The 18,828-nt window shown below is 28.2% G+C and carries 10 protein-coding genes; 4 read left to right on the plus strand and 6 right to left on the minus strand.

Annotated features, from left to right (window positions below; all coding sequences use genetic code 11):
• Nucleotides 1-443: 443 nt before the first annotated feature.
• The 4 genes from eno to mrcB all read right to left on the minus strand — a co-directional run bounded on the left by eno (nt 444) and on the right by mrcB (nt 6,926).
• Nucleotides 444-1,742 carry a phosphopyruvate hydratase gene (gene eno / locus M9396_RS01655; protein WP_250256861.1) on the minus strand — a complete coding sequence of 433 codons (1,299 nt, stop codon included), beginning with the start codon at nt 1,740-1,742 and terminating at the stop codon, nt 444-446.
• A gap of 76 nt (nt 1,743-1,818) precedes the next feature.
• Nucleotides 1,819-3,465 (minus strand): CTP synthase, encoded by a 1,647-nt coding sequence (locus tag M9396_RS01660; RefSeq protein WP_250256862.1) that lies wholly within the window; start codon nt 3,463-3,465, stop codon nt 1,819-1,821.
• Between the two features lie 429 nt (nt 3,466-3,894).
• Nucleotides 3,895-4,248, minus strand: coding sequence for an iron-sulfur cluster insertion protein ErpA (erpA, locus tag M9396_RS01665; protein ID WP_250242024.1), 354 nt, complete (start codon nt 4,246-4,248; stop codon nt 3,895-3,897).
• Nucleotides 4,249-4,592: 344 nt separating this feature from the next.
• A complete protein-coding gene (gene mrcB, locus M9396_RS01670; protein ID WP_250256864.1) occupies nt 4,593-6,926 on the minus strand; it encodes a bifunctional glycosyl transferase/transpeptidase in 2,334 nt (777 codons plus the stop codon).
• A 2,041-nt stretch (nt 6,927-8,967) separates the two neighbouring features.
• Here mrcB and aceE point away from each other — a divergent pair.
• From aceE to lpdA, 3 genes are all read left to right on the plus strand, one after another.
• Nucleotides 8,968-11,634, plus strand: coding sequence for a pyruvate dehydrogenase (acetyl-transferring), homodimeric type (aceE, locus tag M9396_RS01675; RefSeq protein ID WP_250256866.1), 2,667 nt, complete (start codon nt 8,968-8,970; stop codon nt 11,632-11,634).
• 11 nt (nt 11,635-11,645) lie between these two features.
• Nucleotides 11,646-12,929, plus strand: coding sequence for a dihydrolipoyllysine-residue acetyltransferase (gene aceF / locus M9396_RS01680; protein WP_420022216.1), 1,284 nt, complete (start codon nt 11,646-11,648; stop codon nt 12,927-12,929).
• 212 nt (nt 12,930-13,141) lie between these two features.
• The gene (lpdA, locus tag M9396_RS01685; protein WP_250256870.1) at nt 13,142-14,566 is read left to right on the plus strand and encodes a dihydrolipoyl dehydrogenase; all 1,425 of its coding nucleotides are present in this window, start codon (nt 13,142-13,144) and stop codon (nt 14,564-14,566) included.
• Between the two features lie 1,712 nt (nt 14,567-16,278).
• Here lpdA and folK read toward each other — a convergent pair.
• Nucleotides 16,279-16,770 (minus strand): 2-amino-4-hydroxy-6-hydroxymethyldihydropteridine diphosphokinase, encoded by a 492-nt coding sequence (gene folK, locus M9396_RS01690; protein WP_250242009.1) that lies wholly within the window; start codon nt 16,768-16,770, stop codon nt 16,279-16,281.
• Between the two features lie 260 nt (nt 16,771-17,030).
• Nucleotides 17,031-17,495 (minus strand): RNA polymerase-binding protein DksA, encoded by a 465-nt coding sequence (gene dksA / locus M9396_RS01695; RefSeq protein WP_250256871.1) that lies wholly within the window; start codon nt 17,493-17,495, stop codon nt 17,031-17,033.
• Between the two features lie 590 nt (nt 17,496-18,085).
• Between dksA and coaE the strand changes: the two genes are divergently transcribed.
• Nucleotides 18,086-18,718 (plus strand): dephospho-CoA kinase, encoded by a 633-nt coding sequence (gene coaE / locus M9396_RS01700; protein WP_250256872.1) that lies wholly within the window; start codon nt 18,086-18,088, stop codon nt 18,716-18,718.
• Nucleotides 18,719-18,828: the final 110 nt, after the last annotated feature.

Here is an 18,828-nt window from a genome sequence, read left to right on the forward strand (position 1 = left end):
TACTAATGTATATAAACAAACTTAATTTTAAAAATTTTTTAGATCTTATTAAAAAAAATACTTTTTGAAAATTATTTCTTGTTATATTAAAACAATATAAACTGCAATAAAACATAAAACGCACATACTTCAAAAAATCTGTTATTATAGTAGCAATGTAAAATATATGCAGTATAATCAATTATTCATTTTTTGAAATTAATAAGAAACAGTTTACAACACAATACACAAAAGACACATTAAGAATTAACTATATTACTCGTATATATATTTATATAAATTATTGTTTAGATCACATCAAAAACACGTAAATTAATTACTTTTTAACTAATGCTCTATGTTCATATAGAATATACAAATTGTTTCATCTTTTAATTTTTCTATAAAAAATATTCTTTTGTCTATTTTTTTTATATATATAATATACTGAATTACAGCATCAACTATGACATAAGTTTACTTTTGAATCTATACAATACTCCCTTTTTTCCTAACATTTCTTCTATACGAATTAGTTGATTGTATTTAGCTACTCGTTCAGAACAACGTACAGGTCCAGTTTTTATTTGACCTGAAGAGGTACCTACGGCTATGTCAGCAATGCTTGTATCTTCAGTTTCTCCGGAACGATGTGAAATAATTGTACCGTAACCTGCATTTTTAGCTACTCTAATCGTATCTAGTGTTTCAGTTAAAGACCCTATCTGATTGCATTTAATTAAAATAGAATTTGCAATATTTCGATTAATACCGATTTGTAATAAATTGATATTAGTTACAAACAAGTCATCTCCTATTAGTTGAATTTTATTACCCAGAACTTTGGTTTGGTAAGCAAATCCATCCCAATCGTATTCGCTCTGTCCATCTTCAATAGAAACTATCGAGTATTTTTGTGCTAATGACGATAAATAATAAGTAAATTCTTCAGAAGTAAAAAACTTTTTTTCACTTTTTATGTTATACTTGTTGGTGGATGTATCAAATAATTCAGATGCAGCACAATCTATTGCTAGGACAATATCTTCTTTTAAAATATAACCGGACTGTTCTATAGATTCTTTTATTAATTCTAATGCAGTGGCATGAGAATTAAGATTAGGAGCATATCCACCTTCGTCGCCTAATTGCGTGGATATTCCTTTATTATTTAATATTACTTTTAAATTATGTGATATTTCAGATCCCATCTGAATTGCTTCTTTGATGGTTTTTGCTCCAATCGGGATAATCATAAATTCCTGAATATCTAAATTATTATCAGCATGCTTACCACCATTAATAATATTCATCATAGGGAGCGGTATAACAAATGTATTTTTTGGCGCATCATACAAATCAGAAATATGCTGATATAATGGAACATTTTTAAATGCCGAAGCTGCTTTTGCAACTGCTAAAGAAACACTCAAGATAGCATTAGCACCAAATTTTGATTTATTACTGGTTCCATCCAAATCAATCATAATAGTATCAATAACACGTTGTTGCGTTACATCCATACCTATTAATGCTTTATGAATGGGTCCATTTACAGCGTTGACCGCTTTTGTTACTCCTTTTCCAAAAAACCGATTGATATTATTATCTCTTAACTCTAAAGCTTCTTGAGAACCAACAGATGCTCCAGACGGAACAGATGCTAATCTAGAACCACTTTTAATATATACTTCGGTCTCTACTGTTGGATTACCACGAGAATCAATAACTTCACGTCCAACAATATTCAAAATCTTAGGCATTTTTATTTCCTTTATGAATTAATCTTGATTTTCATACGAACCCAAAAATAATATCATAAACATTGACTCGTATGTACTAAATTAATTTATTATGACGAAGTTGATATTCTATTGCAGCTTTTATAAAACCTATAAATAAAGGATGACCTTCACGAGGTGTGGAATTAAATTCAGGGTGGAACTGACTACCTATAAACCATGGATGATTTGGATATTCAATTACTTCTACTAAATTATTTTTTTCAGAAAAACCAACACAACTTAATCCAGCATGTGTTATATGTTTTAATAACATGTTGTTTACTTCATAACGGTGTCGATGACGTTCTAATATAGTACTTTTGCCATATATTTGATGCGTTAAACTTCCCTTAATTAAATAACACGCTTGATTACCTAAGCGCATAGTACCACCCAAATTAGCATTATTATTGTGTGTTATAAACATACCATTCTCATCTTTACACTCAGTTATTAAAGCTATTACTGGGCATTTACAATTAGTGACAAATTCTGTAGAATTGGCCTCAGGCATTCCAGCAACATGGCGAGCAAATTCGATCAATGCTACTTGCATGCCCAAACAAATTCCAAAATACGGTATATTGTTTTCTCGAGCATATTGTGCGGATAAAATTTTTCCTTCCACTCCACGATAACCAAATCCTCCAGGCACTAAAATAGCATCTAAATCCTTCAGTGTTTTTTCTATACCTAATTTTTCCACATCTTGGGAGTTAATAAGACGAATATTAACAATAAAACGATTTTTTATTCCAGCATGCTTTAATGCTTCTGTCACTGATTTGTAAGCATCTACCAATTCAATATATTTACCTACCATACCAACAGTCACTTCTCCTATCGGATGTTCTTGATAATAAATTACTTCCTCCCAATCTGATAGATTTGCCTCAGGACAATTTAAATTAAAACGTTTACAAATATAATTATCTAATCCTTGATCTTTAAGTAAAGCAGGTATTTTATAAATTGAATCTACATCTTGCAGAGCAATTATCGCTTGTTTAGGTACATTGCAAAACAAAGAAATTTTTTTTCGTTCACTATTACTGATTACTCGATCAGATCTACAAATTAAAATGTCAGGTTGAATACCAATAGAAAGCAATTCTTTTACTGAATGTTGTGTTGGTTTAGTTTTTAGTTCTCCAGATACTGCAATAAAAGGCACTAATGTCAGATGTATGTATAAAGTTTGTTCTCTATTTACTTCCATTACCATTTGCCTAATAGCTTCTAAAAAGGGTAATGATTCAATATCACCTACTGTGCCACCTATTTCCACTAATAGTACATTGTGGCCAGAAGCACCTGCTATAAGCCATTTCTTTATAGTGTCAGTGACATGAGGAATAATCTGTATCGTAGCGCCTAAATAATCTCCACGACGCTCTTTTCGCAAAACATCAGCATAAATTTTACCAGCAGTAAAGTTATTATGATGTCTCATTTTAGTGCGAATAAAACGTTCATAATGCCCTAAGTCTAAATCGGTCTCTGCTCCATCTTCAGTAATAAACACTTCTCCATGTTGCACGGGACTAATTGTACCAGGGTCCATATTGATGTAAGGATCTAATTTTATTATAGTTACACTGAGACCACGAGCTTCTAAAACTGCAGCCAAAGATGCTGTAGCAACGCCCTTACCCAAAGATGATACTACTCCACCAGTTACAAAAATATAATTCACTCTCACATATCAATCCAAATTATACATTTAATTTTTCACGGTTTAAAATTTTTCTATGATCATGGCGAATTATTAGTTAAATAAGTAATTATTTATATGCTTATTTTTATTTTTAGAATAAAATTCTTATCATTCCTAGATGTTCTGCAAATTTTATAATTAATAAATGAATTATTCGTTTGCAAATAAGACATTTAAAAATTACACAACTTGGCCATAAAAAATCGATAACAGTACCAGCATTGAGTATCATGACATTACACAATCTTTTGCAACAAAACGCAATATTCACTCACTATATAGAGTAGTCGCAGTAACAACTTTCAATACTTGAAGTGTATACTATACAAAACACGATGTATATATATGATACAAACTTTAATATAATAATATTTGATGAACATAATTATAGTAAAATATAACATTTTTGACTATTTATACACTGAAAGAAGAACCGCAACTACAAGTATTTTTGGCATTTGGATTTATTACAACAAATCGAGACCCTTCTAATCCTTCATAATAATCTATAATACCTCCAAACAAATATTGCAGGCTCATAGGATCTATTACTAAAGTAGCACCGTTATTTTCTATAATACAATCATCGCTAGAAATTTTATCATCTAAAATAAAACCATATTGAAACCCACTACAACCTCCTCCTATAATATATACGCGCAATTTTAAATGTGAATTATTATTAAGTATTTCACTTTCAGTGAAATACTTTACTTTGCTGGCTGCAAAATCAGTCAATTGTATAGGAAATTTTGCATCATTATTCATAATTACTAACCTTTTATATCAAAGAAAAACATTATAATTCGTTTTGTAATAATTAATTAATCAATTTATAATTTGAGCATATTTAATTTTATAAAAAATTAATCCATTAAAAAATTTATATAATTACCAAATATATGTTATATACAACGACATTATTTACAATTTATAAATATTTACTATATAAATAAATTGTATTTTATTAGGAAATATTTAAATATAATGTTATCAATCAACAATATTAAAATAGAATAAAAGTGACGTAAAGTATCATTGAATGTTATTGCATAAATCGTACTTCTATTTTTCCAAACAATTAACAATTATTTATAGTAAAAATTATTTATCTACTCATTTGTATTGCGAGTACCTTGTTCTTCTACGATATTTATCGATTGCTGATTATATGAGATTATTTTTGATTCTTTTAATGACTGAAATAATAATTGCCAATCATTCACCCACACTGGCAAAACCTGACAATCAGTATTTTTGCTATCATGTAATGTAAAGTTACCACAATTATCTATAGGTATATTCTTAATACCACTAGGTAGTTCTAAATGTAAAGGAGTAGGATTTTTATGATCTAAATACAAATTATATAGAGTTAATGCGCCATTAGTACCTGTTAATTTAGTTCTTCCATTATTGTCACGTCCTATCCAAATCACAGTTACTTCTGTGTCATCAATTCCAACAAACCAACTATCGCGAAGATCATTAGTAGTTCCGGTCTTTGCGGCTAACTGAGAACAAGGAAATTTTAAAGATAAAATACGAGAAGTTCCTCGTGTTGCTACTTGTTGCATTGCATATAACGTTAAATAAGCTGCTTGAGGGAAAATAACACGCTCTGTCTTAATAAAATGTTGATATGATACTGTATCTTCTTCGTTCATAATATAACAAACAGATGATAAGGCAGAATATTGCCCGCCGCTAGCAATAGTTTGAAATTCTTGCGCGACTTCTATAGGTGTTAAACTAATGGATCCTAAAAGGATAGATGGAAAGGAAGAAATAAAATCAGGAGAAATGCCCAATTTTTTTAAAACATCAGAAATAGTGTCTAGTCCTATTGTCATGCCTAAATTAACAGTAGGTACATTGAGAGATTTAATAAAAGCATCAATAAGAGTGACCTTGCCTCGAAATTTTCGGTCATAATTTTTAGGGGACCAAATTACTCCATTTGGTTGTTGTAAATGAATAGGCTCATCAGCAATCCATGTATTGAGGTGATATTTATCAGGATGACTTAAAGCTGCTAAATAAATTGCCGGTTTTGCTAATGAACCTATAGAACGACGAGCATGCATAGCACGATTAAATCCAGAAAAATGGGGAGCAGATCCTCCTACCATAGCTCGTATTTTTCCATTAAATCGATCTACTACAACTATGGCTCCTTCTAAATCTTTTACATTATAACAATGCCTTAATTTATGAATACCTAATTTCATTGCCTGTTCTGCTGCTTTTTGAGAAATAGGATCTAACGTAGTAAATATTTTTATTCCAGAAAAATCATTGATTCCATCAATATTTTGTATTTCTTCATTTACCATTTGTGTAAAAGCAGGTTGTAAAATTAATATCTCATCCTTTGGCTGTGTTCCTAAAGGTCGCGCGCTAAGAATAGCACATATTTTTTTATCAATAATATTTCTATGTTCTAACAATTTGAGTATTAAATTGCGACGTTCCAGTGTTATGTGTGGATTTTTCCAGGGATTATATAAAGACGCGCCTTTTATCATCCCCACTAACATTGCTTGTTGATCTATACTTAATTCATTTATCGGTCGACCAAAATAATAAAAACTAGCTAAAGGAAATCCATGAATCTGATCATTTCCGTTTTGACCAAAATATATTTCATTCAAATATAATTCAAGAATGCGATCCTTACTATATCGATGATCAAAAATTAAAGCCATATAGGCTTCATTAAATTTACGCCACAATGATCGTGTATTATTTAAAAATAAATTTTTTACCAATTGTTGCGTTAAAGTACTTCCGCCTTGTACAGTACGACCAGAAAAAACATTTGCTAAAAAAGCGCGACCAATAGAAGATATTTGAATACCATCATGCTGATAAAAATAACGATCTTCAACAGCTAATAACATATCTATTAATATATCTGGAAACTTTGATCTTGGCATAAATAATCTTTGCTGCTTATTGGGAGCATATAAAATAGATATGATCTTGGGATCAAATCGAAATAAACCAAAATTATTCTTTGTGTCTTGATTGTAAATGCGGAGTAATTTTTTTTGATTAAAAAAAAAGGATACATGCATTGCTCCTTCTTCTCCACTTGGAAAATTAAAAGACCTACGAAACAACTCAATGTCATTATTATGTACAACAAATTCTCCTGAATGAGTAATTTTAGAGACTTGACGATACTGTAACGTCTCCAATAAATGAATTATATCATTTTTATTATACGACATATTAGGTTCTACATTAATCATACGGCTATAAATAATCGTAGGTAGTTTCCAAACCTTCCCATCAATACGACTTTGAACCTTCTTATCTAAAAATATTCCATACACTACAATTAAAATGATAATAAAGAAAAAAAAGCATATTACAGTATATAAAAAAAATAAAGCTCGTTGCACAATGACAGAATGATACTTATATGGTAATTGATTCATAAAAATTATATTATTGATATACGTTACAATACTCAGGTAGATTGACAATCAATTATAATTTATTCTCCTTTGATTATACGTGATAGTAGGTCACATAATAAATCACGCAAATCTACAACAATTTATGTCTATTTTAAATAAACAATTCTACCTTTTTAGATAAAATATTATGATTAGTGTTAAATAATTAATTAAAAACAAATAAATACGTGAACTACATATATGTTTCCTACGAACACGTTATATTAACTAATAATTAATTATTGAATAAATAAAATGAAATCACACTATAAGATATTATTAATGTTTTAAATATTTTAAATATTAATCAATACCAATACCAGTATTATCACAATTATAAATTGCTAAGGCTATACCGATATTATTCATACTTATGTTTCTATAAATGTAGATATCTCTCTTTATACAATACGACTAGGTTTTTATTAAATCAGCTCTAGTACAGTATTAAACTGCGTCACTTATTTAAATTTAATATCAATTAGATTTTTTTTATAATTTTTAATTATAAATACAATTTAACAACATTCTGATATCTAAATAGCATTTTGATTAAAAATATCAAACAATTTTCTAATAATATGTGGCTGTTCTTTATGGAGAAGATTTGTAAGAAATATTTTATATATACTAAAATATCCATAATATGCAGTTAAAAAATTCAGTTTATATTAATGTGATTATTGCTATTAGCATTTAGAATTTTGAGTATGTTTTGATATTTAATCTACTTAAATAAATATATTTTTGAAAAATTTATAAAACATCGTTAATGGTATACTGAAAGTATAGATTACGTTGGTGTTTTATTTTTAAAAATTTTCGAATTTTTCTTATTCTATAAAAATAGACACAAAATAAAATTAAAATAACTCGATCATACATAAAATTTCTAAAATTGAATTTGATGATCAAATAATTTCAATATCTGAAATTTTCAATTTTTATAATTATAACCGAATAAGAATATGATATAAAAATTTCTATATTGTATCTATATAACATAGATGTTGTTATTGTAGATTATTTCTGATGTGAAGAAGCAATTCGTGTAATGTTGTGATAAGCTATTATCATTAATTCCAGAAAGAATTGTTAATATAATATTTCTCTGCATGCAGAAATGTTTAAAATTATATAATAAACTGAACATATCCATAATTATATTTTATTATATATAAATTCTCGAATGTACTTGGCATTCATACTAGTATGTAGATTGTAACTAAAGTTAAAAATCCATCATATGTACAACTAACAAGCTTGGATGCGGTACAACATTGAATATAATACATTTCATTGCATGTATATAATAGACATCATTCAATACAATTACCATTGTATCCTATTATTACCCGTGATAATACTATCTGAAAATTAGTTAATAATATATACACCATGAATCTTAACACCATCTCACTTATTATTATCAAATATTCAGGTATTATTTTTTTGTTTGTCATATTTGAAAATATAATCAAAATATTGATACTGTATATAAAATATACATCACGATTAAACACAATAAAAAATTAAAATGTATTTTGAATGTCTTATTATAAAAGATCTGAAATATAATTCAATTTTATGATGATATGTATGAAACTATCTTACGATGATATAATATTATTAATTTAAATTATATAATATACACAAGTGAGTATTGGTATAAAAATAAGTCTCTTATACATTTTAGTGCGATCATTTAAATCAATGATATCTTATAAAGAATTGGTACAAAAAATTTATAAATAATATTTTTTTAAATATTATTTTTTAATTCTTCATTTCATTATTAATTTCTCTTAGAGAAAAGATCATAGAATGTCATAGAGCCATCATACATTCATTGAATTGCTGAATATTGTTTTTCCATAGCAAATATTTTAATTTGTTAAAAACAATTTTTAAAAATTATTTTTTTCATTATACATTCAAACACACGTAAATATTTTATTACAATACTTATAATATTAACATAAATACGAACATACTTTAAATACATTAAGGAAATACTACAATGTTAGAACGTTCATCTGATGATGTGGATCCCATAGAAACACAGGATTGGTTAAAATCTATTTCTTCAGTTATTCAAAGAGAAGGTATTGAACGAGCTCAATTTTTAATGAATCAAATCATACATGAAGCCTGTAATAATGGCGTTATTATTTCTAATAATAAAATAACAAATGATTATATAAATACTATTCCAGTTGAAGATGAACCAGAATATCCCGGAAATTTAGAAATAGAAGAACGTATATGTGCTGTTGTGCGTTGGAATGCCATTATGATGGTATTGCATGCATCAAAAAAAAACTTGGATTTAGGAGGTCATATTGCCTCATTCCAATCTTCTGCTACATTATATGAAGTATGTTTTAATCATTTTTTTCGTGCGCGTAATAAGCACGATGGCGGTGACTTAGTATATTTTCAAGGTCATATTTCACCTGGTATATATGCTCGTGCTTTTCTTGAAGGACGATTACATGAGGACCAAATAAATCATTTTCGCCAAGAAGTAAAAAATTTAGGACTTCCTTCATATCCTCATCCAAAATTAATGCCAGATTTTTGGCAATTTCCTACAGTTTCCATGGGTCTTGCTGCAATTAGTGCAATTTATCAAGCAAAATTTTTAAAATACTTGAATAATAGAAATCTAAAAGACACCACTTTGCAAACAGTATACACTTTTTTAGGAGACGGAGAGATGGATGAACCTGAATCTAAAGGAGCGATTAATATTGCTGCTAGAGAAAAATTGGATAATTTAATTTTTATTATTAATTGTAATTTACAACGATTAGATGGTCCAGTAATAGGAAATGGAAAAATTATTAATGACTTAGAAAACATATTTAAAGGATCAGGGTGGGAGGTAATTAAAGTTATTTGGGGAAGTAAATGGGATGCATTGTTACGCAAAGATACTAGCGGCAAGCTAATTCAACTTATGAATGAAACTGTTGATGGAGACTATCAAACGTTTAAATCTAAAAATGGTGCTTATGTACGTGAACACTTTTTTGGTAAATACCCAGAAACTAGCGCGTTGGTAGACGATATGAGTGACTCTGAAATTTGGGCATTAGATCGCGGTGGACATGATCCTAAAAAAGTATTTGCTGCTTTAGAAAAAGCTAAAAATAGTTCTGGAAAACCTGTTGTAATACTGGCGCATACTGTTAAAGGTTATGGTATGGGTTCTAGTGCAGAAGGAATGAACGTTGCGCATCAAATAAAAAAAATTAACATAAAAGGGATACGTTATTTTAGGGATAGATTTAACTTAAATCTCGTCAAAGATGACCAAATTGAATCTTTACCTTATTTAAAATTTAAAGAAGGTTCTCAGGAACACATATACTTACATGAGCGACGTAAAACATTGTTTGGATATATTCCAAATAGGTTGCAACATGCTACTAATTCTCTAGAACTACCAACATTAGAACATTTTTATCCTTTGCTAATACAACAAAATAAAGATATTTCTACTACTCTTGCATTTATACGTGTTCTAAATATATTACTAAAATACACCCCAATTAAAAATAGACTAGTACCCATAATTGCTGATGAGGGCCGAACCTTTGGGATGGAAGGGCTATTTCGTCAAATCGGTATTTATAGCTCTATGGGACAACAATACACTCCTCAAGATCATGATTTACTTGCATATTATCGTGAAGATAAACAAGGTCAGATTTTACAGGAAGGTATCAGCGAATTGGGCGCAGCAGCATCGTGGTTGGCAGCCGCTACCTCATACAGTACTAACGACTTCCCCATGATACCATTTTATGTATATTATTCAATATTTGGTTTTCAAAGAATCGGAGATTTTTTTTGGGCTGCTGCTGATCAACAAGCTCGAGGATTTTTGATCGGAGGGACATCTGGTCGAACTACTTTAAATGGAGAAGGATTGCAACATGCTGATGGTCACAGTCATATTCAGTCATTAACAATTCCTAATTGCATTTCGTATGACCCAGCATATGCATATGAAATTGCTGTTATTATACAAGATGGCCTCATGCGTATGTACGGAAGTAATCCAGAAAATGTATATTATTATATAACTACATTAAATGAAAAATATCATATGCCAGCCATGCCGATAGGAGTTGAAGAAGGTATTAGAAAAGGAATTTATAAGTTAGAATCTTTATCGGGAAAACATGGAAAAATTCAATTGATGGGATCTGGTGCTATTTTACGTCTTGTTCGTGAAGCAGCTAAAATCTTATCTCAAGAATATAACGTAAGTTCTGATGTATATAGTGTTACCTCTTTTACTGAATTAGCAAGGAATGGGCAAGACTGCGAACGCTGGAATATGTTACATCCTATGGATATACCAAAAATACCGTACATTACTACCATATTGAATGATTTTCCCACTATAGCTGCTACTGATTATATGAAATTGTTTGCAGAACAAATTAGATGTTTTATTCCAGGCCATCATTTTTTTGTATTAGGCACAGATGGATTTGGTCGTTCCGATAGTCGAAAAAATTTACGACATCATTTTGAAGTAAATACAGGTTATGTGGTGACTGCCGCATTAGCCCAATTAGTAAAAAAAGGCCATATTCGCGCTGATGTTGTTCTAAACGCTATCAAAATATTTGATATTGACCCTGATAAAATTAATCCACGTCTAATATAAGAGGTAACATGATGACAATTGAAATTAATATACCAAATATTGGAGAGGATGAATTAGAAGTTACAGAAATAATGGTAAAAATAGGAGATAATATTAATACTAATCAGCCACTTATTATAATTGAAGGCGACAAATCATCTATGGAAATACCATCTTCCTGTTCTGGTATTGTTACTAAAATTTATGTCCATGTTGGAGATAAAGTACATACAGGATCTTTGATTTTACTACTTGATGTGCAAAATCATACTAATTCTTTTACTATTAATGATAAAAAAAATGTTGTTCCTTCTCCTTATATTGTAACAAACAACGATAAAAGAAAAGGAGTGATATGTAATGATGATGTACATCATGATGTTATGATACATGCTCATGCTACACCGTTAGTGCGTCATATGGCTCGTACACTCGGAATAGATTTGTCAAAAGTAAAAGGTAGTGGTCGTAAGGGACGTATCTTAAAAGAAGATATTCAAAGTTATATAAACGATATCTCAATGTGTTATACAAACCGTATGTCATCTATTCAATCTAATCAATTACTACCCATATTATCTTGGCCGAAGATAGACTTCAGTAAATTTGGCGATATTACAACCGTAATGCTAAGCAAAATACAAAAAACTTCTGGTGCAAATTTACAAAGAAATTGGATTATGCTTCCACATGTAACACAATTTGATGAAGCTGATATTACCGATTTAGAGAGTTTTAGAAAACAACAAAACATTGACATTGAAAAGAAAAAAATAAATTGCAAAATTACACTTTTAGTTTTTGTTATGAAAGCAGTTGCAAAAGCATTAGAAGAGTTACCACGATTCAATAGTTCTTTATCTCAAGACGGTGAAACACTAATTTTGAAAAAATATATTAATATTGGCATAGCGGTGGATACTCCTAAAGGTTTATTAGTACCCGTTCTCCATGATGTAAATAGGAAAGGTATTATTTTATTATCACAAGAGTTGGAAGAGCTTTCAAGGAAAGCTCGTACTGGGAATCAATTGACTCCTGCTAATATGCAAGGAGGAAGTTTTACTATATCCAATTTGGGGGGTATAGGAGGGGGTACGGCTTTTACTCCAATTGTTAATGTTCCAGAAGTAGCTATTTTAGGCATGTCTAAATCTTTTATAAAACCAGTGTGGACCGGAAAAAAGTTTACTCCGCGTTTAATGCTGCCTTTGTCATTATCATATGATCATCGTGTTATTGATGGAGCTGATGGTGCTCGATTTATGACACTTATTAATAAAATAATTGCTGATACAAGACTATTATCTATGTAAATTAACTAATCACATAAAAATAGATTTAAAGATTTCACTTTTTTAAAAATTGTCTTTTCGTGCCTTTATAGTTAAAGATAATCTCGCTTAAATTGAGATATGATATGATAATATCCGTACCATATATAAATTCTATACTATAGAAATGCATATTTCTATCAAATTAGATACTATAATAAATAGTTTTAATCAAAAACTGAGGGCATTATATTATGCATATAAAAATAAAAACTCAAACTCTTGTTTTGGGTGCTGGACCAGGAGGATATTCTGCGGCTTTTCGCTGCGCTGATTTAGGTATGGATACTACAATAGTAGAACGTTATCCTGATTTAGGTGGAGTGTGTCTCAACGTTGGTTGTATTCCTTCTAAAACACTGTTATATATTGCCAAACTAATTGAAACAAAAAAGAAATTCAATAAATATGGTATTCTGTCTGGAGAAACACATATTGATCTTGATAAGGCGCGCTCTTGGAAAGATAAAATTATTGATCAATTGTCAAATAGTTTAAGTGCTATGGCAAAAAATCGGAACGTTAAAGTAATTGATGGAGTTGGTAAATTTATTGATAGTCATACTATTCAAGTTGAAAACAATGAAATGACCTTAGAAATAGCATTCAATTACGCTATTATAGCAGCAGGATCACATACTGTGTCACTACCATGTATTCCTAATGATCATCGAATTTGGAATTCAACTGATGCTTTATCTTTACAATCAATACCCGAACGTTTACTAATTATAGGTTCAGGAGCTATAGGTTTAGAAATGGCAACAATATATCATGCTTTTGGATCAAAAATAGATATAGTAGAAATGTGTAATCGAATTATGCCAATTTTAGATGAAGATATTACTAATATTTTTACTAAAATAATTAATAAAAATATTAATTTAATTTTAAACACTAAAATTAACATAGTAGATGCGAAGCAAGATGGTATTTATGTAACTATGGAAAATAAACAAACTTTATTAAAAAATACTCAACGTTATGATGCATTATTAGTAGCAATTGGGCGTGCTCCAAATGGTAACATGTTGAATATCGAACGTGCGGGAGTAAATGTAAATGAATATGGCTTCATTTCTGTAGATAAGCAGATGCGTACTAATGTGCAACACATTTTTGCTATTGGAGATATTATTGGATATCCAATGCTAGCTCACAAAAGTATTCATGAAGGACATGTAGCTGCAGAAGTTATTTCTGGTAAAAAACGTTGTTTTGATCCAATAATAATTCCATCCATTATATATACTGACCCAGAAATAGCGTGGGTTGGATATACTGAAAAAGATGCTCAAGAGAAAAATATAGATTATGAAGTTGCACTTTTCCCGTGGATGGCTTCAGGTCGAGCAATTACTGAAGATTGCAAAGAAGGCATAACCAAATTAATTTTTAATAAAAAAACGAACAGAATTATTGGGGGATCAATATTAGGCACGAATGCTAGTGAAATATTAGGAGAAATCGCATTAGCCATTGAAATGGGATGCGATGTAGAAGATATTACTCTCACCATTCATGCTCATCCAACCTTATATGAATCAATAGGATTAGCAGCATCTATTCATAATGGCTCAATTACTGATTTGCCTAATATAAAAAAACAAATACAATAAATTTCACATGATTTTTTAAGATTTTAAATAAATAAATTAGCTTACAAATATACTTTATGGTTGTATAGTCTATTACAATTTATAAGGTATATAATGAAGTTAATTTCTATTAAAAACCATACAATGAATAAATAAATATATTACTTATAACTATATATTTATACGCTCAGAATACGAGTATTTATCTACAAAATATATACACGATCATAAAATTTTTTTTACTATTATTAATACATAACACAGTTAAAAAACAAAAAGTATTCATAATTTAAAAAATATCGTCGAGTGTTGACATATAAAATTAAAAAATATTTTTATGATTTAATTAAACATAATGAAAATATACATGGGGTTTCAATTAATAAAACTCTATTTTTTGATAAACAGTAAACATACTAACAGAAAAAGTAACGTATACGACTTTAGATTTTTACGGATGAAATATACATATCTAATCAATGTATTTTAAATGTATTCATTTGAGATGTAGAATACATGATCTTATAATTATAAGACACAATATTTTCTCTTTAATGTTAAAGAGAAAATATTGTAGGTGCTGCATGAACTAATCTATAATTCTTATCTCCATATCCCTTATAGTATACAAGTTTCTTTTATTACAACTCAAAAAAAGACATTGCTGACATTTTTTGCTCTTACTTAATAAGATCTTATCAACGGAAAAACTTATATAAAATCACTAAATTTATATAAATTAAATAGTGATACTTTGATTACTACGTATCATATGATCATGCTATATTCATGGTATAATTAAAATAGATTTTTATAAATGTTTAAAATTAAACTTTTCTCTATTAGCAATAGATATAGAAAAATTATCAAATTTGAAAATATAATAAACATTTAAACTACCGAATATAATCAGAATAACTTTCAAGTTCGATAGCAATATTATGTAATTAATGCAATTAAATAAATTTTAATTTTTAATTAATAATATCAAAAAATCTATGAGGATAAACGTTCTTTTTGACTCATTACTAATGCCCGATATATTTCAACGCAACTGTTGATAGACTATATATCAACAGCTATTCGTATTCATCAAAAAATAATAAAAAACATCACATTTATTAGAATAATAAATATTAATTAATTTTAAAAATCATAAATTATCTATATGCCAAATGATATCGAATAAGTGTATATTTTTATTATCAATAAATTTATGTATCGTAATATTCACAATATGTATGTACGTAAATATACGATAACTAAACATCAAATATTTTTTGTAATCGTAAAATTTTTATTAAATATATTCTAATTCAACAATAAAATATTTTAATACGTTTTCTAAATACAACACTTATGTATAAGCACGAAGTGTACTCGTTATATACGATATAACAAATTAGGTATACTATACAGTATATCAAAAAAAATATTATATGTATTAATTATAAAATTTTTATTAATTATTCTAAGTAATAGTGACAAAATTTTTCTAAAGCTACATAAATTTCTACAAATTACAGTAAAAACAATAATAAAAAATGTGTTATTTGATAAAATTTTTAACAATTATATCAATATATCTACCACATTAAACGAACAACACACATATATCAATACTATTGATATCATTAGATCTTTAATTAAATATATATTATCTAATTTATTTTAAAAAAAACAATACATACAGCAGTCTACGTATAGTTAATATATATTTTCAATTTTTTATATTATTCCTTCCAAAAATCTAAACCATTTTTAGGTACAGTTTTAACGATATCTGTTATAATTCTCCCATCAGGAAAAATTAAATTATTATCTAACGCCATCAATGGATAAAGTACGAACTCTCGGTTCAACATACCATGATGCGGTATTATCAATTCAGGACTACATATAAAATATTTTCCAAATAATAAAATATCCAAATCTAACGTACGTGGCTGCCATATAAGAGAATCACGTGATCGTCGTCGCCCTTGTTTTCGTTCGATATATTGCATATGACTTAATAATTCTTTTGGAGATAAATTAGTATCTAGAATTATTATTGCATTTAGAAAATCGGGCTGATTTTTATCTCCTAATGGTAGACTACGATAATAGGAAGAAAAATCTATAAGTCTAGTCATTGGAAGCTTAGAAAGAGACCATATAGCGCGATCCACTTGTTGCTTTGGATTTAACATATTACTACCAATGCTCACCCAAACTCGTTCCATTTTATTACATATCTCAGTCAATCAATTATCAAATTACCGATCCTTTCATTTTCATGAAAAAAATCTTAGATAATATCAAAAATTTAAAATATCACATAAATATTTAGATAAATAATGTCTATTCTGTAAAACAGATCAGAAGAAATAGAAACTAAATCAATAGCCATAATAAAATTACATCTACAGTATTCAAAAACTAATTTTCTAAAATTATATCATATAATGCATATATGAATTTTTTTTATTAACAATCTATCCATCTATCCGGTCATTTGTTTTTCTTTAATTTCTTCTAAAGTTTTACAATCAATACATAAATCAGCTGTTGGACGAGCCTCTAATCTTCTAATGCCGATTTCTACATCACATGAAGCACAAAATCCAAATTCATTTGTATCTATTTTTTTTAAGGTTCTTTCAATTTTTTCAATAAGTTTATATTCTCTATCCCGATTACGTAATTTAATATTGAATTCTTCTTCTTGCACCGCTCTATCTACTGGATCTGGAAAATTGATAGATGCCTGGTCTTGCGCACATAACGCAGAATATCCTAAATCTTTTTTGAGTTGATTTTTCCATGTTTTAAGGATACGTTTAAAATGTAAAAGTTGATTAGAACTCATATATTCTTCATTAGGTTTTCGTTGATACGGTGTAACTCCAGCAATTATTAATACATTCAAAGAAGAATGTCTACGACTGCTCGGTGATTTTGTTGACATATATTTGCTCCTGTTTATATATATTCAAAGCAATTCATATCAATATTTTCTTTAAAATTTCATTATTTTTATATAATTCCTCCAATATCGTCAAACACACGATGAATTTCAATTATATATTGAAATTATAATGATTATATTATATTTAAATATAATATAATAGACATATATATCATAATGTTTATGATCATAAACATTATGATATATATGTAAGCTTACAAATAAACTCGGATCGATTATATAATTATTTATGTGTAATAATTATTATATATATATTATGTACAGATTTATAAACAACTTTTACGTTATTAAAATTATTTTAATAACGAATTATCATTAATTATAGAAAATTTTTTAATTACGTAATAAGATCGTTAATAAATTTTATTGAGGCTTGAAATATTGAAAAAATGAACAGTATTATTCGGATATTTATAAAAAAATACTATTTTTTTTACTATAAAAATAAAGTGTCGTTATACAAGTTTGTCAGATATCGTTCTAAATATTTTTTAATATTAATTTAATTTTATAATTTTTAGAAAAACATTTCATAAAAACATTTTTTATTTAATAACACACATCAAATTATGTCTTATATTGTTGCGCTTACCGGTGGTATTTGTTCTGGAAAAAGTGTTGTTGCTAAAAAATTTTCTAATTTATCAAAAAAAGTATCTGTCATAGATGCTGATGTGATTTCTAAAAACATCACACAACCTGGCAGTATTGCTTTACGTATGATAACTAAACATTTTGGACCCCATATTTTATTTTCTAATGGATCATTAAATAGATCCATGTTAAAAAAAATTATTTTTTTCAATCCTAAAGACAAGGAATGGCTTGAACAATTGTTGCATCCGCTTATTAGACAAGAAACTCAGAAAACAATAAATATATTATCCAGTCGATCATCTTATATTTTATGGGTTGTTCCATTGTTAATAGAAAATAATTTACAAAAATATGCAGATCACATACTAATGATAGATGTACCCATTGATATTCAGTTAAATCGAATTATCAGTAGAGATAAAATACACAAACAATATGCTGAAAATATTTTATTATCGCAAGTATCCCGTCAGCATAGGTTAAACTATGCTGATAACGTTATTGAAAATAACAAAAGTATTGATGGAATGACACAATGTATTCTTGATCTCCATCAAGATTATCTGAAGGCAGAAAAAATAATTACTAAAAAACACTATTTTTAGTAAATAAAACAACACTCGAAATTATACTGTATTTATATTGTAGCAAACAACATACGAAATTGTTTCGTCATAAATAACACAACAATATTCACATAAATTATGGTTATAAA

Source organism: Blochmannia endosymbiont of Camponotus modoc, from assembly GCF_023585785.1.
GTDB lineage: Bacteria > Pseudomonadota > Gammaproteobacteria > Enterobacterales > Enterobacteriaceae > Blochmanniella.

Coding starts and splice junctions, on each gene's coding strand:
- erpA (WP_250242024.1), bottom strand. CDS start 4,248: ATGAATAATGATGCAAAATTTCCTATACAATTGACTGATTTTGCAGCC.
- eno (WP_250256861.1), bottom strand. CDS start 1,742: ATGCCTAAGATTTTGAATATTGTTGGACGTGAAGTTATTGATTCTCGT.
- lpdA (WP_250256870.1), top strand. CDS start 13,142: ATGCATATAAAAATAAAAACTCAAACTCTTGTTTTGGGTGCTGGACCA.
- aceE (WP_250256866.1), top strand. CDS start 8,968: ATGTTAGAACGTTCATCTGATGATGTGGATCCCATAGAAACACAGGAT.
- aceF (WP_420022216.1), top strand. CDS start 11,646: ATGACAATTGAAATTAATATACCAAATATTGGAGAGGATGAATTAGAA.
- dksA (WP_250256871.1), bottom strand. CDS start 17,495: ATGTCAACAAAATCACCGAGCAGTCGTAGACATTCTTCTTTGAATGTA.
- coaE (WP_250256872.1), top strand. CDS start 18,086: ATGTCTTATATTGTTGCGCTTACCGGTGGTATTTGTTCTGGAAAAAGT.
- mrcB (WP_250256864.1), bottom strand. CDS start 6,926: ATGAATCAATTACCATATAAGTATCATTCTGTCATTGTGCAACGAGCT.
- folK (WP_250242009.1), bottom strand. CDS start 16,770: ATGGAACGAGTTTGGGTGAGCATTGGTAGTAATATGTTAAATCCAAAG.